The following is a 24647-nucleotide window of genomic DNA, read 5'->3' on the forward strand; positions in this document are numbered from 1 at the left end:
CTTTTCTTCTAGTTTTGTCGGAGTGCAGGAAAGCTGCAAATCGGCGTAGAAATGGTTGGTCATGACAGGGAGGAGAGTGAGCAAGCATGAATTTACAGGTCAGTATGGAGTATGCACACGGAGTGCTTATTGTACGATTATCTGGAGAGCTCGATCACCACACAGCAGATCTGGTTCGATTACAGATGGATGAGGCGATTGCAAGACAGAACAGCAAGCATCTGATTCTTAGCTTGAAAGACCTTGACTTTATGGACAGTTCAGGACTAGGTGTCATTCTTGGACGCTATAAGTTGATACATCATAAAGGTGGAAAAATGGTCATATCCGGAGCTAATCCTGCTGTATACCGTTTGCTTGAAATGTCAGGCTTGTTCAAAATTATGCCGGTGTTCGAAAACGAGGGAAGCGCCCTCTCGGATCTGGAGGTGGTCTCATGAGCAGTGAGCAGCTATCAAATTTTATGAATTTGCAGTTTTCAGCCAAGTCGGAGAATGAATCATTCGCGAGAGTCGCGGTGGCAGCCTTTATTTCTCAGCTTGATCCGACAATGGACGAGCTGAGCGATTTGAAAACAGTCGTATCCGAGGCCGTGACGAATAGTATTATTCATGGCTACAACAATGACTCTGCCGGGGTCGTAACCATTAAGGCAGAAATTATCGGAGATATGATTACGCTTGTCATTGAAGACCAAGGTCAGGGAATTGAGGACTTGGAGCTGGCGAAGCAGCCGCTGTATACCTCTAAGCCTGAACTTGAGCGTTCAGGTATGGGATTCACAATAATGGAAAATTTCATGGATGAATGTGAAGTAGTAAGCGAGCCTGGGCGAGGTACTTCGATCATGATGAAGAAACGGATAGAATCCAAGAAAGCACTGTATAATTAGGGGTTGGACCTATGGAAGCAGAAGCGAAACAATCTTCACATACGTATCTGGAGGATGCGGAAGTCAAGCGTCTTATCGCTCTATCCCAAAGCGGAGACCAGGTGGCGCGTGACACGCTTGTCAATTGTAATATACGTCTCGTATGGTCTGTCGTTCAGCGGTTTATGAACCGGGGATATGAGCCGGAGGATCTGTTTCAGATCGGCTGCATCGGGCTCCTCAAATCAGTAGATAAATTTGATCTCAGCTATGATGTCAAATTTTCGACTTATGCGGTTCCCATGATTATCGGCGAAATTCAGCGTTTCCTGCGTGATGATGGGACGCTGAAGGTCAGCCGTTCCCTGAAAGAGACCGCCAACAAGGTTCGCAAGAAGAAGGATGAGCTCTCTAAATACTTGGACAGGCTGCCCACCATCAAGGAGGTTGCAGACGAGCTGGGGATTACCCCGGAGGAGGTTGTGTTCGCCCAGGAAGCGAATAAGCCTCCAACTTCCATTCACGAGACGGTATTTGAGAATGACGGGGATCCGATTACGCTGATGGATCAGATTGCCGATGAATCTCAAGAGCGTTGGTTCGACAAGATGGCGCTTAATGAAGCGATCGGAAATCTGTCTGAGCGGGAGCGGCTGATCGTATACCTCAGGTATTACAAGGATCAGACGCAATCTGAAGTTGCTGCCAGACTGGGCATATCGCAGGTTCAAGTGTCCAGACTGGAGAAGAAAATACTGCAGATTATCCGAGAGCAAATTGCTCAGTAAATATAAAGTGCATATAACAACGATTTATCATGCAGTAAGAGTTTTTTCTCGTCAGAGAAAAGACTCTTTTTTTTGTGGATGAGCTCGATATGAATCCCAAGGAATAGAAAAGCGGAGGAGTCTCCATACTATGAATAATTTCACAGTATAAAGGGGTGAGGTTAGGATGACCGCACCATCCACTCCTATCATTTATGTAAGGCTGCACAGCCGGATCAAGATGAAGCTTGGCGTTACACTTAAGATCAGGCATGTGGCACATGTGCTTACAGATCCGCCTGGCTTGGAAGACAAGGTGCTGGAAGCGGAGCTGATGCAGACAGAGAAAAAGGATGGGAGCCTGCTGCTTGTTGATGTGCTTCAGATTATTGGTCGGATACAGAAGATTGTGCCGGGAGCAACGATTGAAACACTGGGCAGCAGCCACACACTTGTCGAGCTGATCCCTCATGATCGGCCGCCGTCCAAATCGCTGTTTGTCCTTGTGTGGCTCTTGCTGTTCTTTGGCTCGGCGCTGACCATTATGAACTTTCACGCGGATGTAAACATGAAGGAAGTGCATATACGAATTGTAGAGATGCTGACGGGATATCGGGATGAGAATCCTTACTTGTTCCAGACAGCATACTCGATTGGTATCGGTTTTGGCATGGCTGTATTTTTTAATCATTTGTTTAAGAAAAAATGGAATGATGAGCCTACTCCGCTCGAGGTAGAGATGTACCTCTACCAGCAAAATGTGGATCAATATGCAGTGAATGAAGAGTACGAACGAATCAAAAAAGAGCATGCTCATTCGGGACAGAAATAATGATGACGGTACTGGACGGCTGCATACTCATCGTTCTGGGCATAGCATCAGGCATTGCTGTGGGGAGCGGAGTCATTGCGCTCTTCATCGTTCTGGACATGATCCCGCGCTTAGCCCAGCTTACACGCTCATATGACAAGGCATATGCCTATGAAGGAGCAATGATCGCCGGTTCATTCGTTGGAACAGTCGCTGACTTATGGAATTTGAAGGTTTACGGTCTTCCGATTATTTCGATATTCGTAGGCCTGCTGTGCGGTATATTTATCGGCTTGCTCGCAGCAGCTTTAACTGAGGTATTGAACGTCCTGCCCATACTAGCCAAGAGACTGGGTATGAAATCTTATTTATTTGGATTATTAATGGCCATGGTGTTCGGCAAGGTTGCCGGTTCATTATTTGATTGGTTTGTGTACACCAGATAACAACTGCATGCATACAACAGAAGGAGGAGACATCAAACATATGTCAGATGAATCGCAGCAAATGACCGAGGAAGAGAAGCAGCTCCAGGAAAAAAAGGAACAAGAAATGTCAGATTCCATTGAGGAGTCGATTAAGTACTGGCAGAATGAGGATGTCATCGATCCTGATTTTGACGTACTGCGAAAGACGCTCAAGTATGTGATGGGGTTTGGAGAAACTTTTGATGTCAATTTCCGCGAGATGACCTTCGGTGGACGTCATACCGGGCTTCTGTTCATCACAGGACTTACCAAAGATACGATTTTGACTGAAATTTTAAAAAGACTGTCCTACGTACCTGAGGATGAGTTGTCTTCCGACGCCTTGGAAAAATACTTTGAATTCTACATCCCCCATATTCAAGTATCCAAAGTAACAAAGCTGAGCGAAGCCTTTATCCAGGCAATGAGCGGTATGAGCGTCTTTTTTGTGGAAGGCGAAACAACAGCGCTGATCATTGATACCCGTAGCTATCCTTCGCGCGGTCCTGAAGAACCGTCGTTAGAACGCGTTGTCAGGGGAGCTAGAGACGGATTTACAGAAACGATGCTGACCAATGTGTCCCTAGTCCGCAGACGTCTTCATGATCCTGGATTCAAGCTGGAGCTGTTCCGTGTAGGGGAAAGAACCAAAACCGATGTGTGTCTTGCTTATATCGACGATATTGTGGACAAGGTCCAGGTTGAGACGATCCGCAAAAAAATCGAGAGCATTGATATTGATGGTATTCCGCTTGCCGATAAGCAGCTGGAGGAAATCATCATTAATCGAGGCTGGCATCCGTATCCGCTGGTTCGTTATTCCGAGCGTCCCGATTCGGTTGCTTCCCACTTGCTTGAGGGCAGGGTTGTCCTGTTCGTGGATACTTCTCCTAGTGTTATGATTATGCCCACGACCTTTTTTGATCTGTGTCAGCATGCTGAGGAGAACAGACAGACCCCGTTCATGGGCTCCTATCTGCGAATTATAAGAATCATCGGGATATTAGCCTCGTTGTTTCTGCTTCCTCTATGGATGCTGTTCGTTATTGATCCAGGATTGAAACCGGAGGGCCTGGACTTTATTGGTCCTCAGGAAAATGTAAAGCTTCCGATCATTCTGCAATTTCTTATTGTGGAGTTCGGGATCGATTTGATGCGGATGGCCGCAGTTCATACTCCCACACCGCTTGCCTCAGCAATGGGGCTTATTGCAGCGATCTTAATTGGGGATGTAGCGGTGAAGACCGGCTTGTTCGTTAACGAAGTCCTGCTGTACATGGCGGTAGCGGCGGTCGGAATGTTCGCAACCCCAAGCTATGAGCTGGGATTAGCAAATCGTATGGTCAGACTGATTCTTCTAGTACTTGTGGCTATCTTTAAAGTGCCTGGGCTGGTGGTTGGAACCACTGCGATCATTATTGGACTCGCGCTGCATCGATCGTATAATTCGTCCTATCTGTGGCCACTTATACCTTTTAATGCAAAGGGTATGTTGGCAACGTTTGTTCGTTCCCCAGTGCTTACAGGCAAGAAGAGACCTTCATTTAACAAGCCTAGGGATAATACCAGGATGCCTTAATGCTGTTCAGCTATCCGGCTTGTGACAATGAATATAATACAAATGATCTGCCGAATAATCCATTTCTAACAAAAACAAGAGTCTGCTATACTGATGTAAAAGTTCGATGGAATCTTTTTTCATTCCAGGAAAAGTGGAGGACTAGCGAATATGTATTTACACGGTACTAGCAAAATTAATGAAGCAGGACATCTCGAAATTGGTGGATGCGATACAGTTCAGCTCAAAGAAGAATATGGGACTCCACTATATATCGTTGATGAAACACTTGTCCGCAAGCGGGCTAGAGAATATATGGACGCATTCAGAGCTTCAGGCCTGAAATTTCAGGTAGCATATGCTAGCAAGGCGTTCAGCGTTACGGCCATGTGCACCCTTGCAGAGCAGGAAGGCCTGTCTCTGGACGTCGTCTCGGATGGAGAGCTCTACACAGCACTGCAGGCTGGCTTCCCGACAGAACGTATTCACTTTCATGGGAACAACAAAACACCGAATGAAATCGAAATGGCGCTGGATGCCCGAATTGGCTGCTTCGTCGTGGACAATCTGATCGAGCTGCAGATGCTCCAAGCCATGGCTGGTGAGAAGAATCAAGAGGTCAATATTTTGCTGCGGGTAACGCCGGGCGTTGAAGCTCATACGCATGAGTATATTTCCACTGGTCAAACCGACTCAAAATTTGGCTTTGATATCGGAAACGGAGCAGCCTTTGAAGCAATTGAACTGGCTGTGAAGCAGCCGAATCTGAAGCTCCTTGGGCTTCACTCCCACATTGGCTCCCAGATCTTCGAAGTGGAAGGCTTCCAGATGGCAGTAGAGCGAGTTGCTGCTTTTGCCAAAGAAGTGAAGAGTAAACTGAATGTGGTATTCCCGGTTGTGAATCTGGGCGGTGGTTTTGGTATCCGTTATTTCGAAGGAGATACACCACTTCAGGTATCCCAGTATGTCAAGGCGATCACAGATGGAGTGAAGCTTCATTTTGCAGGAATTGCAGAAGAGCTTCCGGAAATATGGGTTGAGCCTGGCCGCAGCATGGTAGGGGAAGCCGGTACAACGTTGTATACGGTGGGTGCAATAAAGAACATCCCTGGTGTGCGCAAGTATGTATCCGTGGATGGAGGTATGACAGATAACCCGCGTCCAGCGCTTTACGATTCCAAGTACGAAGCGATGCTGGCTAACCGTGCTAATGAAGCAACAGAAGAGACCGTCTCTATTGCGGGTAAGGCCTGCGAGAGCGGAGATATGCTGATATGGGATTTGGACCTTCCTCAGGTGGCTACAGGTGATCTCCTGGCTGTATCCTGCACAGGTGCATATAACTACTCCATGGCCAGCAATTACAACCGGATACGTCGCCCAGCCGTTGTCTTCGTGCAGAACGGTGAAAGTGATCTCGTTGTCCGCCGTGAAAGTCATGAAGATATCGTGCGTAACGATATTATCCCGGCAAGAATGAGCAAACAGACCATTAACAGCTAATATGTATATATCCACTCCCGGCAAGCTGTAATTTAGATCAACAGCAAGCACGGGAGTGTTTTTTAGTTCGAGTTGATCCGGTTCCTGTACAGCAGACCTCGAATCATTGCAAATTGAGATCAAAGTAGATACAATCAGATAGTGATGCATGAAATAAGGACAAGGCTTATGTATGGATCATGGCCTGCCTTAGAAAATAGTTGAAGGAAGTGACGCACATGAAAAAAGGTATTATCGAACTTGAAAATGGCGGAACCGTAGAAATCCAATTCCTGCCGGAAGAAGCACCAAATACAGTAGCAAACTTTGAAAAACTGGCTAACAGCGGTTTTTACAACGGCCTTAGCTTTCACCGTGTAATCCCTGGCTTCGTAGCTCAAGGCGGATGCCCGGTTGGCAACGGTACAGGCGGTCCTGGATACTCCATCGACTGTGAAACTGCAACAAACACAACGAAGCATGAAAAAGGTGTTCTCTCCATGGCACATGCCGGCAAAAACACAGGCGGAAGCCAATTCTTTATCGTGTATGAGCCGCAGCCGCATTTGGATGGAGTTCATACTGTATTTGGTAAAGTAATCAAAGGTATGGAATACATTGATGGCGTGAAGCAAGGCGACAAAATGAAGAGCGTATCTGTATTTGACGCTTAAGCTGAAGCCTCTCTAACGACATAGCAAGAGCAGATTAACACATCCCGCATTCTATATGCGGGATGTTTTTTTATGCCAAGTATCTCGACGAGAAGTTATGTAACTGCATTCCACACAGGGAGAGCAAGTTTTTTAATCAAGTAAGCGTATTCTTATTATTGGGTGAGAGCTCAGCTGTTGATTTTTCAGTATAGGAGTGCTACTATTTTTCTATTACTAATGTTTCATAAGCTGTAATCCTTCGGGGCAGGGTGAAATTCCCTACCGGCGGTGATGACTTGTCTTCAAGTCTTAGTCCGTGACCCGTTAGCTGGAAGCTAGCGGTGGATCTGGTGCAACTCCAGAACCGACAGTATAGTCTGGATGAGAGAAGGAGAATAGGTACATAACAGACAACTCTATTGGTTGGCGTACCCAGCGGGACTTTTGCCTGTGCGTCCGTGATGATGCTCATGGTTTATTTGCCTTACCTTTGTTAGGTTTAAATTAAGGTAACGGTAGTGTTCTGCTGTATTTTCTATTGAACTCTCAAGCCCCTAGTCTGGCAGTTTAGCCGGATAGGGGCTTTTTTTGGTGAAATGTTTCTTAAATGTCTTTGCTGAAAAGAGGTAAGCATAATGGAAATGATGAATGATGAATTCTACATGTCGCTTGCTCTGGATATGGCGGAAAGAGCGCAGGGACAGACCGGCATTAATCCCGTTGTAGGCTGTGTCGTCGTGAAGGATGGACGAATGGTTGGTCTTGGAGCCCATTTGAAAAGGGGCACAGGCCATGCCGAGGTTCATGCCTTGAACATGGCAGGCAGTGAGGCGGAGGGAAGCACCGTCTATGTAACCCTGGAGCCCTGCAGCCACTATGGAAAGACACCGCCATGCAGCGAGAGGCTGATCAGCGAGAAGGTCAAAAGGGTGGTTGTCGCTTGCGAGGATCCTAACCCGCAGGTGGCAGGCAAGGGATTTGATATGCTTCGCAGGCACGGTATTGAAGTCAAAGTCGGTGTGCTTAGAGATCGGGCCAGACGGCTCAATGAGAAATTTATCAAGTATATTACAACGGGCCTGCCCTTTGTAACGCTCAAGACGGCTTCAACGTTAGACGGAAAGATCGCAACCAAGAGCGGAGACAGCAAATGGATTTCTAACGAGCAAGCGAGAGAACATATTCATATGCTCAGACATCGTCACCAAGGTATTATGGTCGGGGTAGAAACCGTCATCGCTGACAATCCCGAGTTAACGACCCGGTTATCTATAGATGGGATTAGTCCTATTCGAATCGTCGTCGATTCGAAGCTGAGAATCCCTATAGATACGAAGCTGGTTCGGGATGGAAATGCCAAAACCTTGATCCTGACGACAGATGAAGCAGAAGCTGAACGTGAGCAGGTTCTGGAAAGTTATGGTGTACAAGTGATCCGCTGCGGTCCGGGACCGAGGGTTGATCTACTAACAGCAATGAGCTTGTTAGGAGAAATGGAGATCGGTTCTATATTGCTTGAAGGCGGCGGAACTTTGAACGGCGCAATGCTGGAGGCCAAGCTGATCGATCGCTTGCTCATGTTTATTGCACCGAAAATCGTCGGAGGATATGAGACACCAGGAAGCTTCCGATTTGAAGGCGTGGACCGAATGAATGATGCGATTCAATTAAATAAACTCGAAGTCGAGACCATTGGAGATAATATTTGTGTGACAGGTTTACCTGTGTGGCCGTAAGGCTGATAAGGAGTGAATGCCATGTTTACTGGGCTGATTGAAGAAGTTGGACGAATTCGCAGTGTTGGCCGTAAAGGGGAAGCCATGGTCCTTGGAATTAGTGCGAAGCGAATAATGGATGATCTGAAGATCGGAGACAGCGTAGCTGTCAACGGGGTATGCTTAACCGCTACCTCGATAGAAACCGGAGGCTTCCTGGCAGATGTGATGCCCGAAACGTTCCGACATACGACCCTTCGTCATTTGGGAAGCGGCAGTCCTGTTAATCTTGAACGGGCCATGTCAGCCAAAGGCCGTTTTGGAGGACATATTGTACAAGGCCATGTGGATGGAACAGGGAAGATTACAGCGATAACCCGAGATCAGAATGCGGTCGTGTTCGAAATCACGCCGGTTAACAGTGACGTATTCCGGTTTATTATTCCGAAAGGCTCCATCACGATTGAAGGCATCAGCCTGACTGTTGTCGACACGACAGCCTCCTCTTTTACCGTATCCATTATACCGCATACATTAGGGGAGACCGTGCTCGCTCATCGTAACACAGGGGATATCGTCAATCTTGAGTGTGACATTCTCGGCAAGTATGTGAATCATCTGCTGCATTATGGACAAGGAGCAAGCCCAGCGGACGGAACGGGTGAGAAGTCGAAATTAAGCTTTGAATTTCTAAGCTCCCACGGTTTTAACTGATATAAATGAAGCAGTAACAAGGAGGGTACGACATGGATGAGGAATCCATTTTTCATACAGTAGAAGCAGCGCTTCAGGATCTGCAGCAAGGTAAAGTGGTCATTGTCGTTGATGATGAAGACCGCGAGAATGAGGGTGATTTTGTAGCTCTGGCGGATAAAGCCACTCCGGAAGTCATTAATTTTATGATTACCGAGGGAAGAGGACTCGTCTGTGTGCCGATTACGCAGGAACGCGCAGAAGAGCTTGACCTTAAACCTATGGTTCAGCAAAATACGGATTTTCATGGTACAGCCTTCACGGTATCCGTTGATCATAAGCTTACGACGACAGGGATATCCGCACATGAACGTTCCATTACAGTCAAAGCGCTGATTGATTCCGAAGCAACCGGATTGGATTTCAGAAAGCCTGGTCATATGTTTCCACTAATCGCCAAGAAAGGCGGAGTGCTCAGGCGAGCAGGGCATACAGAGGCTGCTGTGGATCTTGCCAGAATGAGCGGTTCCTATCCTGCAGGAGTGATCTGTGAGATCATTAAGGAAGACGGATCTATGGCCAGACTGCCTGATCTGAAGGAAATTGCGAAGCAGCACGATCTGAAGCTTATCAGCATCAAGGACATGATTGCCTATCGTAACGCCAAGGAGAAGCTGGTTACTCGCGAGGTTTCGGTGAGAATGCCGACTGATTTTGGCGAGTTTCAGGCGATAGCCTATACAAATGAAGTGGATAACAAAGAGCATGTAGCTCTTGTCAAAGGCACACTTAATACGGATGAGCCGGTCCTCGTGCGTGTACATTCCGAGTGTTTAACCGGAGATGTGTTCCATTCTCATCGTTGTGACTGCGGACCGCAGTTTGAAGCCGCCCTGCGTCAGATTCATGAGAATGGCAGCGGCGTGCTGCTCTATATGCGTCAGGAGGGCCGGGGGATCGGGCTCATTAATAAGCTTAAGGCCTACAAGCTGCAGGAGCAGGGACTTGATACGGTGGATGCGAATCTGAAGCTGGGCTTCCCGGCTGATCTTCGCGATTACGGCATCGGCGCGCAAATTCTCAAAGACTTGGGAATCCGCAAGATTAACCTGCTGACGAACAATCCGCGAAAGATCAAAGGGTTAGAGGGATATGGTCTCGAAGTTGTTTCTAGAGTACCGATTCAAATTGCAGAAAATAAAGATAATTCTTCCTACCTGCATACCAAGCAGTCCAAGCTGGGGCATATGCTGAAATTTGATGATATTGAGCAGAACGAGCAGGAAATCAAATCTTAAGTTAAATACTACTCATTATAAGAAGGGCAGATGAATAATAATGGCTAACTATTTTGAAGGTAATTTAGTCTCTGAGGGATTAAGATATGGCGTTGTGGTTGGACGTTTCAATGAATTTTTAACGAGCAAGCTGCTGTCAGCATCCCTGGATGCGTTCAAACGTCATGGTGTGCAGGATGATGAGGTTGATGTGGCTTGGGTTCCTGGAGCCTTTGAGATTCCTTTGATTGCTCAAAAAATGGCCGAGAGCGGCAAATATGATGCAGTGATTACACTCGCCACTGTCATCCGCGGCTCTACAACGCATTATGATTATGTTTGTAATGAAATGGCCAAGGGGGTCGCTGCAATTAACCTGAAGACAGGCGTGCCGACCATATTTGGACTGGTTTCTACAGAAAATATTGAACAGGCGATTGAACGCTCTGGAACGAAAGCAGGAAATAAAGGCTGGGACGCTGCCGTTGCAGCAATTGAGATGGCAAACTTGACGAAACAGCTAAAATAGTGCTTAGTTAATATAAAGCCCTGTACTCAGGCTTCTCTTAGCCGGGGCAGGGCTTTACGTATTTTGTAACATTAGCGGGAGGATGCGCCCATTGACGGTTGTGACTTATAAGCTTGAATCGTTTGAAGGCCCGCTGGACCTTCTATTACATTTGATTGACAAACATGAGATTGACATCCAGGATATACCGATCAGCCGAATAACGGACCAATATATGGATTATATTCACTCCATGCAGGAGCTGGAGCTTGATATTACAAGCGAGTTTTTGGTGATGGCAGCTACTCTTCTTGCGATCAAGAGTAAAATATTGCTGCCCAAGCCTCCTGTGTTTCTTGAATTTGAAGACGATCATTTCATGGAGGAAGAGGATGAAGACCCTCGTGCCGAATTGGTTCAGAAGCTTATTGAATACCGAAAATTCAAGAGCATCGCGCGTCATCTGCATGAACGGGAATCGGTTCGCAGTCTTATTTTCTCTAAAGAGCCGGAGGATCTAACGCCTTATGTTCATCATGAACCGTCGAATCCGGTTGAAGGGCTGCATACAGCGGATTTGATTACAGCCTTTCAGAAGGCACTCAGCCGGGCTGCAAGAAATACGACGGTGGCTAGGATTCATCGTGATGAAATATCGGTAAAGGATCGGATCCGGGATGTAGCGGGGACGCTTGGACGTAAAGGGTATGGCAGTAAAATGCTGTTCTCCAAGCTGCTGAATGAGGACATGTATCGCCAAGAGATTGTTGTTACTTTTTTGGCTATTCTGGAATTAATGAAAATGAAACAAATTGTATGTTACCAGGAACGATTGTTTGAAGATATCGTGATGGAGTGGAGAGGAGAAGAAGAAAGCGATGGACTTTCCGGCATTGAAGTCGATTATTGAGGGCTTGTTATTCTTATCGGGTGAAGAAGGACTAGGTGTCAAGCAGCTCTCCGAAATTGTCGATCAGCGTCCAGAAGTCGTAACTGATGCGCTTGAGGAACTGAAAAGGGAATATACCAAGCAGGGAAGAGGACTGCAGATATTAAAAATTGCAGGAAACTACCAAATGGGAACCTTGCCTGAGCATGCTGTTTATTTTGAGAAGCTTGCTTATTCCCCTTCCAGATCCTCACTCTCTCAAGCCGCACTTGAAACGTTATCCATTATTGCTTACCGGCAGCCGATAACGAGAGTGGAGATTGAAGAGATCCGCGGAGTTAAGGCAGAACGGGCGCTTCATACTTTAACAAGCAAGGATCTGATTGAAGAGGTTGGACGAGCAGATGCCATCGGCCGCCCTATATTATATGGGACAACAAAGGCCTTCCTTGATTATTTTGGTCTTGGCACAATTAAAGATTTGCCTGAGCCGTCTGTATTCGAAGATGCTGACCCGCTCGAAGAAGAGACGCAGCTCTTGTTCAGCAAGCTGGGTCAGAATATGTTTGAAGAAGAGTCTTCGGGTGAAGCTCTGGTTGACAATGAGATTAATAAAGCGGAGTAATCGTAGAATCGATGTCCTTTAGAGGGCATCGATTTTTTTATGCCCAAAAGTTTCGCATGGTTTCCATAATTAAGAACATACTAAAGGGGAGTTTTAATTTTACATATACCAGGGGGAAGACTCGTGTGGATCTGGATTGGCGCAGGCATACTGTTTGTTATCATTCTACTTATTGTGCTCGTACTTGTATCAAGAATACATATCCATCTGGTTGTGAAGTCTGCAAATAATAAGCAGGAAGTTCATGTTCAGCTCAAAATGCTGTACGGAATTCTCCGAATCACCAAGGAAGTCCCCGAACAGAAGATTCAAGAGCTCAAAGCCAAGCTGCTTAAGAAGCTTGAGGTTGCTATGTCAGATCAGCTGAATGGAGAAGATAGGCAAAAAGATTCGGTAATGCCTGATGAGAAGCATGGGAAGAAAGGGATATTGCATCAGTCCTATGCTTTGGTCAAGAGTGCATATGCACTGAAAATATGGGATACAGCTCCTTTTGCTTCGATTCGGATTTTGGATCTCAGATGGAATTCTCGTATAGGGACAGAGGATGTTGTATTTACTTCTATAGCCACAGGCATTTTGTGGGGAATTAAGAACTCGATTCTTGGCTGGTTGTCCCATAAGGTGAGGCTTCTGGAGATGCCACAGCTTGATGTCACACCGAATTGGACTGAACAGTGGGATCTAAAGACGGATTTTGAAATAAGAGCCTGTATTCGCTTTGTCAAAGCGATGCGGCTCAGCAATATGCTTACCAAGCGATTAGCTGAAGCCCATGGAGGCATTATGGCCTGGCGCAGAGATTTGGAGGAGGATGCTTAGTCATAGAAATTAATTTTTTTCCAGTCCGCTTTTTGCACATACTGATCCTGTACCTTGGGAAACCTATCAATGTCAAACCATTGTTAGAAGGAGGCAATTTATTATGTCGGATCATCCAATTCAAGGATTAATGAAAACGGCCATGGAAAACATCAAAGCGATGGTCGATGTCAACACCATAGTAGGTGATGCAGTGGAAACGCCGGATGGCACAGTAATACTGCCAATCAGCCGTGTTGGATTTGGCTTTGCAGCAGGGGGAAGTGATTTTCATCTCGATACTGAAGCGGAGTCTAAGAGCAGCAATAGCAGTGGGAATTCCGCTTCCAAGGCTAACCCGTTCGGAGGCGGTAGCGGCGGAGGCGTATCGATCCGGCCTATCGCATTTCTTGTTGTAGGCAAGCAGGGCGTACACATTGTGCCTCTTGATAATCAAACTCATCTGTTTGAGAAGATCATTGATTCTGCACCTCAGGTCATTGATCAAATTCAGAGCATCTTCCAGAAGAACAATATGGGTTCGGGGATGGCAACGTCCACAGCCCCAACTTACGAAGTGTAATAAACTTAAGTCCCTTCCGAGGCATATGCTTACAGGAGGGGACTTTTTGTTGGACATACTTCCGCCTGTCCATACATAGACTAGTACAAGTTGAATCGAAGGACCCGGAGGGAAGCAAATGAATCTCTTTAAGAAAATAACTATATTGCCTTTGGTATTGTCGTTATTTACCTTACCCATTCCAGCGCATGCTGACCATAAACCTGGTCATGTAGAAGCCCCTATGCTCAGTACCCATGCGCAGACAGCCGCTCTCATTGATGTGACCTCAGGCCGGATTCTTTACAGCAAAGACGGGGAGAAGGAAATGCGAATTGCCAGCCTGACCAAGATCATGACCGCAATTGTAGCGATCGAGCAGGGGGATTTGAAGAGCACGGTTACAGTTAGTAAAAATGCAGTTGGCAAAGAAGGCTCGTCGCTGTACTTGAAACTAGGAGAAAAGATGACGCTTGAGAACATGCTCTTTGGCTTGATGCTTCGTTCAGGCAATGATGCCGCAACGGCTATTGCAGAGCATATCGGAGGTTCGGAGGAAGGCTTTGTATATCTGATGAATAAGAAGGCTGACGAGATCGGACTTGTACATAGCCAGTTTAGAAATCCGCATGGGCTGGATGCAGAAGGGCATTATTCAACGGCTGAGGATATGGCCAAGCTGACCGCTTATGCACTGCATAACGCCGACTTTAAACGCATCGTTGCTACACAGGAACACAAGGCTCCCAACCCCGAAGAATCCTGGGACTATGATTGGCACAACAAAAATAAAATGCTCCGTTTATATGAGGGTGCAGATGGAGTGAAAACCGGCTATACCAAAAAAGCTTTACGTTGTCTTGTAAGCTCGGCGACGCGTAATGGTCAGCAACTGGTTGCCGTAACTTTAAATGATGGGAATGATTGGAACGATCATGCGAATATGCTCGATTACGGCTTTGAGCATTATCCGCTGAACGAGCTGGCAGCGAAGGGGCAGTCCATTCAGCAATATGAATATATTACAGGGAATGCGTTCAAATATCCACTGCTAACGGGAGAGGCCGGGGAGGTTCGAACCAAGCTGGTGCTCTACAATCAACAGTCAGAATCAGGAGCTCGGAGTGAAGCGGCAGATGCCAGTTTCGGGCTGAAGGGGAGGATTGAATTTCTTCTCAATGGTGCGAAGATCGGTGAGGTACCCGTCTATGAAAAAGGCAGCTTCATTCCAAAGGACAAAGCAGCAGAAACCATTGCTCTTCCTTATGATCAGTTAAAAGGGAATTCCCTGTTCGGCTCTCTAAAGAGAGTGTTTGACCAGCTCTTTAATTAGAAGGAGCAAGTGATCGAAGTGGGAGGGATCGCGGATGATTAACCTGATTTGGCTTGCCATGATTGTTATCGGATTTGTATTTGCTGCAGCGAAGGGAAATATTGAGCTTGTCACCCAGGCGGCTTTTGATGGGGCAGCGACGGGAGTTACCGTATGCTTTGGATTGATCAGCGTTCTTGTCTTTTGGATGGGGATGATGAAGATTGCGGAGGATTCCGGTCTGCTGAATAAAGTAGCGAAGCTTCTAGGTCCCATTGTATCCTATCTATTCCCGGATGTTCCTAAGCAGCATCCGGCAATGGGATATATTTTATCCAATATGAGCGCCAATTTGTTTGGACTCGGAAACGCAGCGACACCGATGGGAATTAAAGCGATGCAGCAGCTTCAGGAGCTAAATCCGGACAAAACGACAGCCAGTCCAGCCATGTGTACATTGCTGGCTCTGAATACAGCGAGCATCACCATTATACCAACCACGCTGATTGCGATTCGGCTGAATTACCATTCAGCAAATCCTGCTGAAATTGTAGGCACTACACTGATGGCGACAGCAATTGCTACATTTGCGGCTATCGCAGCCGATCGATATTTCCGAAGCAGAACACCGACACCTAAGGCACCATCACCTCCAAAAAACCGCCTCAATAAGCCGATCATTGAATCATCCTCGAAAGGGTGAGCTTACATGCTGTCCTTTATCAATCTCATTTCGACATGGGCAATACCTGTCATTATTGCCTTTATCCCTGTATATGCCTATTTTAGAAAAGTGCCAGTATACGAATCATTTGTCGATGGGGCAAAGGAAGGCTTCGGCACGGCGATATCTATCATTCCTAGCTTGGTCGCTATGATGGTAGCCATCAGTGTATTTCGGGCATCAGGCGCTCTGGACTTTTTTATAGGGCTTGTAGCACCTCTGTTTCAGTGGATGGGCGTTCCTCCTGAAGTGCTTCCATTGGGTATTCTTAGACCCTTAACAGGGACCGGCTCCCTTGCTTTTACGACAGACCTTATCCAAACGCATGGACCTGACTCTATGATTGGCCGAATCGCTTCCACCATCCAAGGAAGTACCGACACGACACTTTATGTATTAACCGTATATTTTGGGGCAGTCGGAATTCGAAATGGCAGGTATGCGCTTAAGGTTGGATTGTTCTCCGATATCGTTGGATTTGTGGCAGCCATCATGATTTGTCTGCTCGTATTTGGATAAATTCAGCTCAGTAAATGGCCTTCTGAATACATCTCATGCAATGGATGAGAGATTCAGGGGCTATTTTCCTGTTCATGACCTTGTTATTTCTCTGTCTGATGGGTATCATTAATCCCTGAGGTGACTTATTTAAAATGGAGAGATTACAGAAAATTATCGCACAGGCGGGAATTGCTTCCAGACGCAAGAGCGAAGAGCTCATACTGTCCGGCAAAGTAGAAGTGAATGGAGAAGTCGTGACTGAGCTTGGCACGAAGGCAAATCCCGATGAAGATATCATTACGGTGAATGGTAAACCGATTCGAAGTGAGAAGAAGATATACCTGATCATGAATAAACCCAAAGGTGTCATCACAAGTGCTTCAGATCCCGAAGGGAGAAAGATTGTTTCGGATTATCTTAAGGGAATTAAGGAACGCGTTTATCCTGTAGGCCGACTTGATTACGATACAGAAGGGCTTCTATTGCTTACAAATGATGGTGAGTTTGCTCATTTGCTGACACATCCGAAGCACCATGTGCCGAAGACCTATCTGGCGACGGTTAAAGGAGTACCGCACGGTACATCACTGGACAAGCTTCGTGATGGAATTATGCTCGAAGACGGGATGACGTCTCCGGCAGAAGTGGAGTATAAGGATGTAGATACGGAGAAGAACGAAGCTGTTATCCAAATTACAATTCATGAAGGAAGAAACCGTCAGGTCAGACGGATGTTTGAAGCGATCAATCATCCCGTGACTCGATTGAAGCGGATCTCCTTCGGTGGACTGCTGCTGCAGAATTTGAAGCGGGGCTTATATCGTCATCTGACTGCTGAAGAGATCAACAATCTTCTTCAGTCGGCAAAATCCGATCCTTCTAAGAAGAAATCGCGCAGATAACAACAAAATAGCCGGCCAAAAAGACAACGATGAGAAAGAACTAAAGTGCAGATAACCTTGATGCTTTAGTTCTTTTTTTGTATTCATTTCATCGTAACCGTTGCAAGACACATAATTTTCAAAAAACAGACGCAGATTTGTGACAATTTTCGTTATAATTAGGCTAGAAGTTGAATTGGACAAGATTGTCATAAAAGGAGAGTATTTACGATGGGGAGATCAAAGAGAACCGTTCAGGTTGTTATTTTGATATTCATTGTCATTCTAGGTGCTTATGCAATATTCTCTTCAACGGCCAAATCGGATGGCAAACCTGTTGTGGGGGATTCAGTTCCAGATTTCGAGCTGTTAGGCATAGATGAGGCAGTTCACAAGCTGGATCAATTCGAAGGTCAGCCGATGGTCATTAATTTCTGGGGAACCTGGTGTGAGCCTTGTGTTGATGAGATGCCGGCACTGCAGGAGCAGTGGGAGAAATGGAAAGAGCAGGGAGTTGCCTTTATCGGGATCAATGTTGGTGAAGACAAGATGACGGTTAACAATTTTGTGCGCCAAGTTGGAGTTGATTTTCCAATTATGTACGATGAGAAAAAGATCGCGACAAGCCGTTTTGCTGTAGGACCGATGCCCTCCACTTTCTTTGTTTCCAAGGATGGGAAGATCTCTGAAATATTTGAAGGTCAGCTGAATTTAGACACACTCGAGTATCATATCCAGCAACTGGTGAATTCAAACTGAGCAAACAGGGGGATGTGAGACATCATGATTCAAAATACAAAATGTGAATGCGGCCATCAAAATCCAGTAGGAACAGTGCTCTGTGAAGCATGCGGCAAGCCTCAGCATCTGGAGGATCTTGAATCAACCGAACCGCTGGAAATGCGATACGACGGGATAGCCAGACGTTCACAGAAGAGCGATCCGAACATCATTGATCTCGTCTGGAATTTCTTCTCCTCCGTCAAAGTAGCCATATATCTCATTGTAATCACTTTGCTCGGAGCGATGCTGGGCACCATTTATCCGCAGGAAAATGCTTTTATCAATATGGACCCATCTGTTTATTACAAAGAGACATACGGAACAATCGGGCATATTTATTATTTACTTGGCTTGTCTCATACATACGAATCCTGGTGGTTTATCCTGCTGCTGGTCATGATCGGTGCTTCACTGGTTATATGCAGCTTAGACCGGGTACTGCCGCTATACAAGGCATTAAGCAAACAACGTATTCCGAAGCATATTCAATTCTTAACCAGGCAGCGGGTTACATACCAAACTGCGTTTCCAGATGAGGAAGCAGAAGAATGGATTAAGAAAGCGGTTGCGCCGCTCAAAAAGAAAGGTTATCGAGTAAAAACAGACGGCTCTGCATTGCTTGCTGAGAAATATCGATTTAGCCGCTGGGGACCTTATGTCATTCATATTGGTCTGATCATCTTCCTGCTGGCCGTTCTTGCCAGAGGACTGCCTGGATTGCATATGGACGAGCATATTTCATTTCCGCAAGGGGAGATCAAGAATATTCCTGATACCACACTATATCTTGAGAACATTGATTTTAGAGTGGAGTATTATTCGGAGGAAGAAACACCGGAGGAGTTCAGGAATCTTGGCAGGATTGTTCCTAAGCTGTTTGAGACGGAAGCTAAATTGTACGAATGTACTGCGGATTGTACAGATCCGTCCAAGACGCCTCAGCTTGAAGAGGTTAAGCATCATTTTATAAGAGTTAACGACCCGCTGGATTATGAGGGCTTGAAGGCTTACCAATATGACTTTGACCTTACGCCGATCCTTCGCTCCGTATCTCCTGAGGTCATTGATGTTGCATCTGGTACCTCTTACGGCAAGATTCAATTGGATATGCAGAATCCGGAGCAGCATTATGAGGCAGGCCCGTATTCACTAACACTGAAAGAGAAGTATATGGATTTTGGACTAAATGATGAAGGGGTACCGGTCTCTAAGTCACCGAATCCGAACGCGCCGGCCTTTTTATTCGCCATTACTGGTCCTGATCTTCCGGAAGAAGGGATACAGTATTTATATTTTCCACTCGAAATTGATAAGGAACGCTTCCAGCAAAATGTGATTAATGAACGTCTAAACGGTGGCAGTATGCCCCTTGAGCTGAATGTGGATGGGATGGAAAATGTGGATATTATTGAATCGACCTCATATTTGAATATACGAATTGATAAAGCGATGCCGTTTGTATGGGTCGGAGCTTCCATTGTGATGCTTGGTCTAGTTCTCGGATTCTACTGGCAGCATCGGAGAGTATGGATTCGAATAGATAACGGAACTCTCGTGCTTGGTGCACATACGAACAAGAACTGGTTTGGTTTAAGGCGTGAGGTAGCGGATGTGCTTCAGCAGCTGGATATCATCGTTGACGAAAAACTCTTGGATAACGGAGGAAACAAAGCGTGAACAACTTACTCGATCTTAGCAGCAATGCGTTTCTGATCGCATTTTTCTTATATTGTGCTGCGTTTATTGTATATGCAATTGCCATTATGGGCCGTAAATTCAGCAACCGGGATCCAATCGTCCATGTGAAGAAATGGGGTAAAATCGGACTGATTATAACCTCAACTGCACTCGTGGCTCAACTAATCTACTTCTTTACACGTTGGATTGGCGCGGGGCATATTCCGGTGAGTAATATGTATGAGTTTATGTCCTTCTTGTCAATGATGGTCATCATCGCTTTTATTGTCTTATATGCGATATACAAAACACCGCTTCTGGGTCTATTTGCACTTCCGATTACCATTATTCTGATGGCCTATGCAGCCGTATTTCCACAGGAGGTTCAGCCGCTAGTTCCTTCTTTGCAGTCGATTTGGCTCAATATACACGTTACTCTTGCTGCGCTCGGAGAGTCCTTCTTTGCCGTTGGATTTGCGGCAGGTCTTATGTATTTATTGCGGACCGTTAAATTTGACAGTTCTGCGAAATCTGATAAGAAACAGCAAGGATGGGTTGAATTCACGCTGATTGTTATTATTATTGTAATAGGCTTTATCGGTACCGTGTTTGCATTTCGAGCTAGTGGATACGAAGCGGTCTTCACGCAGCAGGCAGCAGCTGACGTTGACACTGGGGGGACCGATAATAGTACAATAGAAAAAGTAATTTATCATATGCCGCCGATTGTGGCACCCTACAATAGTGAAACCGAAAGCTACACTGCATTCCTTGGTATGAAGGAACCATTATTCGAAGCTCCTTCTTGGATGAATGGTGTAAATGCAGGCCGCAAGCTCAATACAGTGATATGGTCAGTTGTTTCTGGTCTTGTTCTATATGGATTGCTGCGACTCGTTGTTCGCAAACCTCTAGGACGAGCAATCAGTCCACATTTAAAAGATATTGATCCGGATGATCTGGATGAGATTAGTTACCGTGCTATAGCGATTGGCTTCCCGATCTTTACGCTCGGAGCACTCATATTTGCTATGATCTGGGCAGAGATTGCATGGGGACGTTTCTGGGGATGGGACCCTAAAGAAGTCTGGGCTTTAATTACATGGCTGTATTATAGTGCTTATCTGCATCTGCGTCTGTCCAAGGGCTGGCAGGGAAGAAATTCAGCGTGGCTTGCAGTGATCGGATTTTTAATTGTAATGTTTACATTAGTTGGCGTGAATTTAATTATCTCAGGTCTCCACTCCTATGCAGGAACAGAATAAACAATCACGGTCCTTTTATATATTGTACATTCAACTAGCGCATACTACGGAGACTGGATTTTGGGAAAGTGGGGCGAATCTTGCTAATGGCAGAACATGAGAACCGAATATTGGTTGTCGATGATGAAGAAAGAATTAGAAGATTGTTGAAAATGTACTTGGAAAAGGAAGGCTATGAGATCGACGAAGCTGAGGATGGAGAAACGGCGCTACATAAGGCGACATCTGAAGATTATGGTTTGATTCTGCTTGATGTCATGCTGCCTGGTATTGACGGAATTGAAGTTTGTACTCGGCTGCGGCAAGCCAAGTCAACTCCGGTACTTATGCTGACAGCAAAGGGTGAAGAAATTAACCGAGTCCAAGGATTTGAAGTCGGAGCAGACGATTATGTGGTCAAGCCCTTCAGTCCCCGGGAAGTGATCTACAGAGTCAAGGCTATTCTTCGCCGTTCATCTGAAACTGCTTATCTATCCAAGGAGAACAACTCGAGCAATAACATCGTGTTTCCACACTTGCTGATTGAGCATGATGCCCATCGGGTTACAGCGAACGGTGAAGAGATTAGCTTAACACCCAAAGAATATGAGCTGCTTCACTATTTGGCCATTTCTCCGGACAAGGTATTCTCACGTGAGGACCTCTTGAAGGATGTTTGGAATTATGAATTTTTCGGAGATCTTCGTACCGTAGATACTCATGTTAAACGTCTGCGCGAAAAATTAAATCGCGTCTCTCCTGAAGCGGCTTCCATGATCACAACGGTGTGGGGCGTGGGCTATAAATTGGAGGTTCCGAAATAAGTGAACTTTTGGAAATCACTCGTTGGAAAACTGTGGTATACGATCATTTTGCTCGTAGCCTGTGTTCTTATGACACTAGGGGTGTTCTTACTTCCCTACATCGACAATAATTTTTCAGCAGATGAATCTGGTGAGATCAAAAGAATGTTTGTTCTCGTGTGTATTGTTGGTTTTAGCTTGACGACGTTTTTTGCGCTGTTTTTGTTTACCAAAATTACTCAGCCTATGCAGAAGCTCATCAAAGCCACCAATGAAATCCGCAAAGGGAACTATGGAACAAGGCTCTCCCTTGTAACGAGTGACGAAATAGGTGAGCTTGCTAATACCTTTAATCATATGGCTGATGAGCTGGAGGATACGATTCGGAATCTGAATCATGAGAAGGAGCGTGTAGCAAGTGTCCTTCGGAGCATGACAGATGCCGTCGTATCCTTCGATGGAGAAGGAAGGCTGATCTCGACCAACCCTCCTGGAGCAAAAGTAATGTCGATATGGCAAGGCATTGACTGGACTGACGCTGATGAGAAGCATGGTTCACAAGCACATTCTTTTTCGAACATTCAGGATGTTCCCCCACCGCTCAGACCTTTATTTTATTCGGTGGTTACTGAAGGTCAGGACCAGAGTGCTGAGCTTCATGTGAAGCAGAGCGTATGGTCGATCCAAATGGCGCCTTTGCACGGCGAGCAAGGAAGCAGAGGAGCAGTCGCGGTGCTTCGAGATGTGACAGAAGAAGCGCATTTGGAAAAAATGCGTAGTGATTTTATTGCAAACATTTCGCATGAGATCCGAACACCTCTCTCCATGATTCAGGGTTACAGCGAGGCTCTGCTCGATGGTATGGCAGCCTCCCCCAAAGAAAGTGAAGAGCTGTTACAGGTTATACAAGATGAATCACTGCGGATGGGCAGGTTGGTTAAGGATTTGCTGGATCTGGCTCGTATGGAAGCTGGACATACGGATATTAATTTGCAAAAAATTGATCTGAATCAAATGCTGGAAAGAGTGTATCGGAAGTTCAGCGTAGCGGCCAAGGAACAAGGACTAATCTTAGATTATACTCATCAGGATGAGAGCCTTGTCCTGGAAGCGGCAGATGAAGACAAGTTGGAGCAAGTATTTACAAATCTGCTTGATAATGCATTCAGACACACACCTTCCGATAAAAGAATTCAAATTATTGCGAAACAGATTAACGCAAGCTTTATTGAAATCCGAATCAAGGATGAAGGTAAAGGCATTCCACGTGATGATCTTCCCTTTATCTTTGAACGCTTCTATAAAGCAGATAAGGCAAGAGTCCGGGACGTAGGCAGAGGTACGGGCCTGGGACTTGCAATTGTTAAACATATTGTTGATGCACACCAAGGGACGATCGAGGTCGACAGTATCCCTGGGGAAGGTACAGAGTTCCGTCTTCTTCTTCCTGTCATGGCAGCCCTGCATCATAATACTTAGATCATCGTAATATTCATTGAAATATGGTATAAGCATCGTAAAAAGCACCCTTAAGGGGTGCTTTTTTTGTTGAACCATAGAGATAAATCTTGTTCATCGTGGAACATTTTATCTTTTGCCGAATATATTCAGAGCAGTATGTGTAGGTAAGTATGGGTTGAATACGTCATAGAATTGATGTAAGGAGGGTGTGAATAATGTCAAAGAAACGCAAACGAGTCAGTATTCGGTCGCTTCTGGGAAGAGGTTCTGACGGTAACTCCTCAAATGACCGGTTTGTCGGAATTTCGATAATGCTGGATGAATTGGAACGATTCAATCAGCTCTTGACCGTTTTACAAAAAACCGCTCCGGCTGCCATATCACAGTCGATTATATTGAATATTTCTGCGCTTCAGCGAACCTTGCGGGATCTTCTGCAATTTGTTAATCATTCTTCATTCCCTGGAGTCGTAAAAGCACACCTGCAGTCCATTCTGGAGCTAACTATTGCCAGTTCAGAAGTAACGCCTTTTGTTAAACTGAACACCATCATTAATATACAAGATTTGTTGGATGACTTATTAGAAGTTACTTTGCTGCTGCTCATCTTACCTGAAGAGAAGGACCGTTTGGTCGGTATTATAAGAGCTACAAGTGTAGCATTAACCATAGCTTCTGAAGGATTAGGAAGCGGTGGGCAAGGCCCTGCTGGACCACCAGGACCACCAGGACCAGCAGGTTCACAAGGTATTCCGGGCCCTGCCGGTCCTGCAGGGCCTCCAGGGTTAACTCAGACGGTTGATTACAATCCAGTAAATTCAGGTTCTTATGGGCCGGGTCAAATTGTTACTTTTGAAGGAAGCTCATATATAGTAAAAACAGCGAATCCAGCAGGTATACCAGGAATTTCACCTGATTTTACGCTTCTCGTAAGTGTTGGTCAAACCGGTGCAACTGGAGCTACAGGAGCCACAGGAGTCACGGGAGCCACAGGAGTAGGGTTAAGTGGAGTAGTAGCATTTGATCCGCTTGCTGCGCCAGGCTATCCCGCAGGACAGGTGGTTACGTACCTTGGCAGTACGTATATAACGAATGTGGCAGCACCAAGCGGCACGCCAGGCACGTCCCCAGATTACACGCTGCTTGCAGGAGCTGGGGTAACGGGCAGTACTGGTGCGACCGGAGCAGGTGTGACGGGAGCGACAGGTTCGCCAGGAGTCACGGGAGCCACAGGAGTAGGGTTAAGTGGAGTAGTAGCATTTGATCCGCTGGCGGCGCCAGGCTATCCCGCAGGACAGGTGGTTACGTACCTTGGCAGTACGTATATAACGAATGTGGCAGCACCAAGCGGCACGCCAGGCACGTCCCCAGACTATACGCTGCTTGCAGGAGCTGGGGTAACGGGCAGTACTGGTGCGACCGGAGCAGGTGTGACGGGAGAGACGGGTGCAACAGGAGTCACGGGAGCCACAGGAGTAGGGTTAAGTGGAGTAGTAGCATTTGATCCGCTTGCGGCGCCAGGCTATCCCGCAGGACAGGTGGTTACGTACCTTGGCAGTACGTATATAACGAATGTGGC

At 46.1% G+C, this 24647-nt stretch carries 26 protein-coding genes and 1 riboswitch; all 26 genes read left to right on the forward strand.

The genetic code is table 11. The features are described 5' to 3' along the window. Positions 1-86 precede the first annotated feature (86 nt). Positions 87-440, forward strand: a complete 354-nt coding sequence (gene spoIIAA / locus ACFSVM_RS18635) for an anti-sigma F factor antagonist (RefSeq protein ID WP_047911086.1) — start codon at positions 87-89, stop codon at positions 438-440. Continuing rightward, the gene (gene spoIIAB / locus ACFSVM_RS18640; RefSeq protein ID WP_379263821.1) at positions 437-892 is read left to right on the forward strand and encodes an anti-sigma F factor; all 456 of its coding nucleotides are present in this window, start codon (positions 437-439) and stop codon (positions 890-892) included. The genes spoIIAA and spoIIAB overlap by 4 nt, the downstream gene beginning before the upstream one ends. Before the next feature lie 11 nt (positions 893-903). Next, entirely contained in the window at positions 904-1659 is a 756-nt protein-coding gene (sigF, locus tag ACFSVM_RS18645; RefSeq protein ID WP_047911088.1) for an RNA polymerase sporulation sigma factor SigF, read from the forward strand. Positions 1660-1825: 166 nt separating this feature from the next. Beyond that, complete coding sequence (locus ACFSVM_RS18650) at positions 1826-2470, forward strand: stage V sporulation protein AA (protein WP_090723930.1); 645 nt, start codon at positions 1826-1828, stop codon at positions 2468-2470. Positions 2471-2472: 2 nt separating this feature from the next. Further along, positions 2473-2895, forward strand: a complete 423-nt coding sequence (locus ACFSVM_RS18655; RefSeq protein WP_076313065.1) for a stage V sporulation protein AB — start codon at positions 2473-2475, stop codon at positions 2893-2895. A 40-nt stretch (positions 2896-2935) separates the two neighbouring features. Further along, complete coding sequence (locus tag ACFSVM_RS18660; protein WP_256209646.1) at positions 2936-4495, forward strand: spore germination protein; 1560 nt, start codon at positions 2936-2938, stop codon at positions 4493-4495. Positions 4496-4645: 150 nt separating this feature from the next. After that, complete coding sequence (gene lysA, locus ACFSVM_RS18665) at positions 4646-5977, forward strand: diaminopimelate decarboxylase (RefSeq protein ID WP_090723933.1); 1332 nt, start codon at positions 4646-4648, stop codon at positions 5975-5977. 218 nt (positions 5978-6195) lie between these two features. Next, positions 6196-6630: a peptidylprolyl isomerase gene (locus tag ACFSVM_RS18670; RefSeq protein WP_076313062.1), complete on the forward strand. Its 435-nt coding sequence runs from the start codon at positions 6196-6198 to the stop codon at positions 6628-6630. Positions 6631-6863: 233 nt separating this feature from the next. Next, positions 6864-7009: riboswitch (FMN riboswitch) on the forward strand. Between the two features lie 238 nt (positions 7010-7247). Next, positions 7248-8348, forward strand: a complete 1101-nt coding sequence (gene ribD / locus ACFSVM_RS18675) for a bifunctional diaminohydroxyphosphoribosylaminopyrimidine deaminase/5-amino-6-(5-phosphoribosylamino)uracil reductase RibD (RefSeq protein WP_076313061.1) — start codon at positions 7248-7250, stop codon at positions 8346-8348. 21 nt (positions 8349-8369) lie between these two features. Then, positions 8370-9041, forward strand: a complete 672-nt coding sequence (gene ribE / locus ACFSVM_RS18680) for a riboflavin synthase (RefSeq protein WP_090723935.1) — start codon at positions 8370-8372, stop codon at positions 9039-9041. 32 nt (positions 9042-9073) lie between these two features. Next, entirely contained in the window at positions 9074-10318 is a 1245-nt protein-coding gene (locus ACFSVM_RS18685; protein WP_090723937.1) for a bifunctional 3,4-dihydroxy-2-butanone-4-phosphate synthase/GTP cyclohydrolase II, read from the forward strand. A gap of 40 nt (positions 10319-10358) precedes the next feature. Next, positions 10359-10826 carry a 6,7-dimethyl-8-ribityllumazine synthase gene (gene ribH / locus ACFSVM_RS18690; protein ID WP_047911095.1) on the forward strand — a complete coding sequence of 156 codons (468 nt, stop codon included), beginning with the start codon at positions 10359-10361 and terminating at the stop codon, positions 10824-10826. A gap of 82 nt (positions 10827-10908) precedes the next feature. Beyond that, a complete protein-coding gene (locus tag ACFSVM_RS18695; RefSeq protein ID WP_090723939.1) occupies positions 10909-11715 on the forward strand; it encodes a segregation and condensation protein A in 807 nt (268 codons plus the stop codon). Further along, positions 11684-12319: an SMC-Scp complex subunit ScpB gene (scpB, locus tag ACFSVM_RS18700; protein WP_090723940.1), complete on the forward strand. Its 636-nt coding sequence runs from the start codon at positions 11684-11686 to the stop codon at positions 12317-12319. Before ACFSVM_RS18695 ends, scpB begins: the two co-directional genes overlap by 32 nt. A gap of 123 nt (positions 12320-12442) precedes the next feature. Continuing rightward, positions 12443-13141 (forward strand): DUF2953 domain-containing protein, encoded by a 699-nt coding sequence (locus ACFSVM_RS18705; protein WP_090723942.1) that lies wholly within the window; start codon positions 12443-12445, stop codon positions 13139-13141. Positions 13142-13244: 103 nt separating this feature from the next. After that, the gene (ytfJ, locus tag ACFSVM_RS18710; protein WP_379263828.1) at positions 13245-13703 is read left to right on the forward strand and encodes a GerW family sporulation protein; all 459 of its coding nucleotides are present in this window, start codon (positions 13245-13247) and stop codon (positions 13701-13703) included. A 118-nt stretch (positions 13704-13821) separates the two neighbouring features. Continuing rightward, a complete protein-coding gene (locus ACFSVM_RS18715; RefSeq protein WP_083655869.1) occupies positions 13822-15015 on the forward strand; it encodes a D-alanyl-D-alanine carboxypeptidase family protein in 1194 nt (397 codons plus the stop codon). A gap of 34 nt (positions 15016-15049) precedes the next feature. Then, on the forward strand, positions 15050-15697 hold the full coding sequence (locus ACFSVM_RS18720) for a nucleoside recognition domain-containing protein (protein WP_076312922.1): 648 nt from the start codon (positions 15050-15052) through the stop codon (positions 15695-15697). Between the two features lie 6 nt (positions 15698-15703). Further along, positions 15704-16237 (forward strand): spore maturation protein, encoded by a 534-nt coding sequence (locus ACFSVM_RS18725; RefSeq protein WP_076312921.1) that lies wholly within the window; start codon positions 15704-15706, stop codon positions 16235-16237. 134 nt (positions 16238-16371) lie between these two features. Next, positions 16372-17121 carry a pseudouridine synthase gene (locus ACFSVM_RS18730; protein WP_076312920.1) on the forward strand — a complete coding sequence of 250 codons (750 nt, stop codon included), beginning with the start codon at positions 16372-16374 and terminating at the stop codon, positions 17119-17121. 210 nt (positions 17122-17331) lie between these two features. Further along, positions 17332-17859 carry a redoxin domain-containing protein gene (locus ACFSVM_RS18735; RefSeq protein WP_047911104.1) on the forward strand — a complete coding sequence of 176 codons (528 nt, stop codon included), beginning with the start codon at positions 17332-17334 and terminating at the stop codon, positions 17857-17859. 24 nt (positions 17860-17883) lie between these two features. Continuing rightward, complete coding sequence (gene resB, locus ACFSVM_RS18740; RefSeq protein ID WP_076312919.1) at positions 17884-19560, forward strand: cytochrome c biogenesis protein ResB; 1677 nt, start codon at positions 17884-17886, stop codon at positions 19558-19560. After that, the gene (gene ccsA, locus ACFSVM_RS18745; protein ID WP_076312918.1) at positions 19557-20825 is read left to right on the forward strand and encodes a cytochrome c biogenesis protein CcsA; all 1269 of its coding nucleotides are present in this window, start codon (positions 19557-19559) and stop codon (positions 20823-20825) included. The genes resB and ccsA overlap by 4 nt, the downstream gene beginning before the upstream one ends. An 86-nt stretch (positions 20826-20911) precedes the next feature. After that, positions 20912-21628 (forward strand): response regulator transcription factor, encoded by a 717-nt coding sequence (locus tag ACFSVM_RS18750; protein WP_076312917.1) that lies wholly within the window; start codon positions 20912-20914, stop codon positions 21626-21628. Next, positions 21629-23086, forward strand: coding sequence for an ATP-binding protein (locus tag ACFSVM_RS18755; protein WP_090723951.1), 1458 nt, complete (start codon positions 21629-21631; stop codon positions 23084-23086). Between the two features lie 197 nt (positions 23087-23283). Next, positions 23284-24647: collagen-like repeat preface domain-containing protein (locus tag ACFSVM_RS18760; RefSeq protein WP_379263834.1), on the forward strand; the 1364-nt coding region annotated here is incomplete at its 3' end.

This window comes from Paenibacillus shunpengii, assembly GCF_042684905.1.
GTDB classification, from domain to species: domain Bacteria; phylum Bacillota; class Bacilli; order Paenibacillales; family Paenibacillaceae; genus Paenibacillus; species Paenibacillus shunpengii.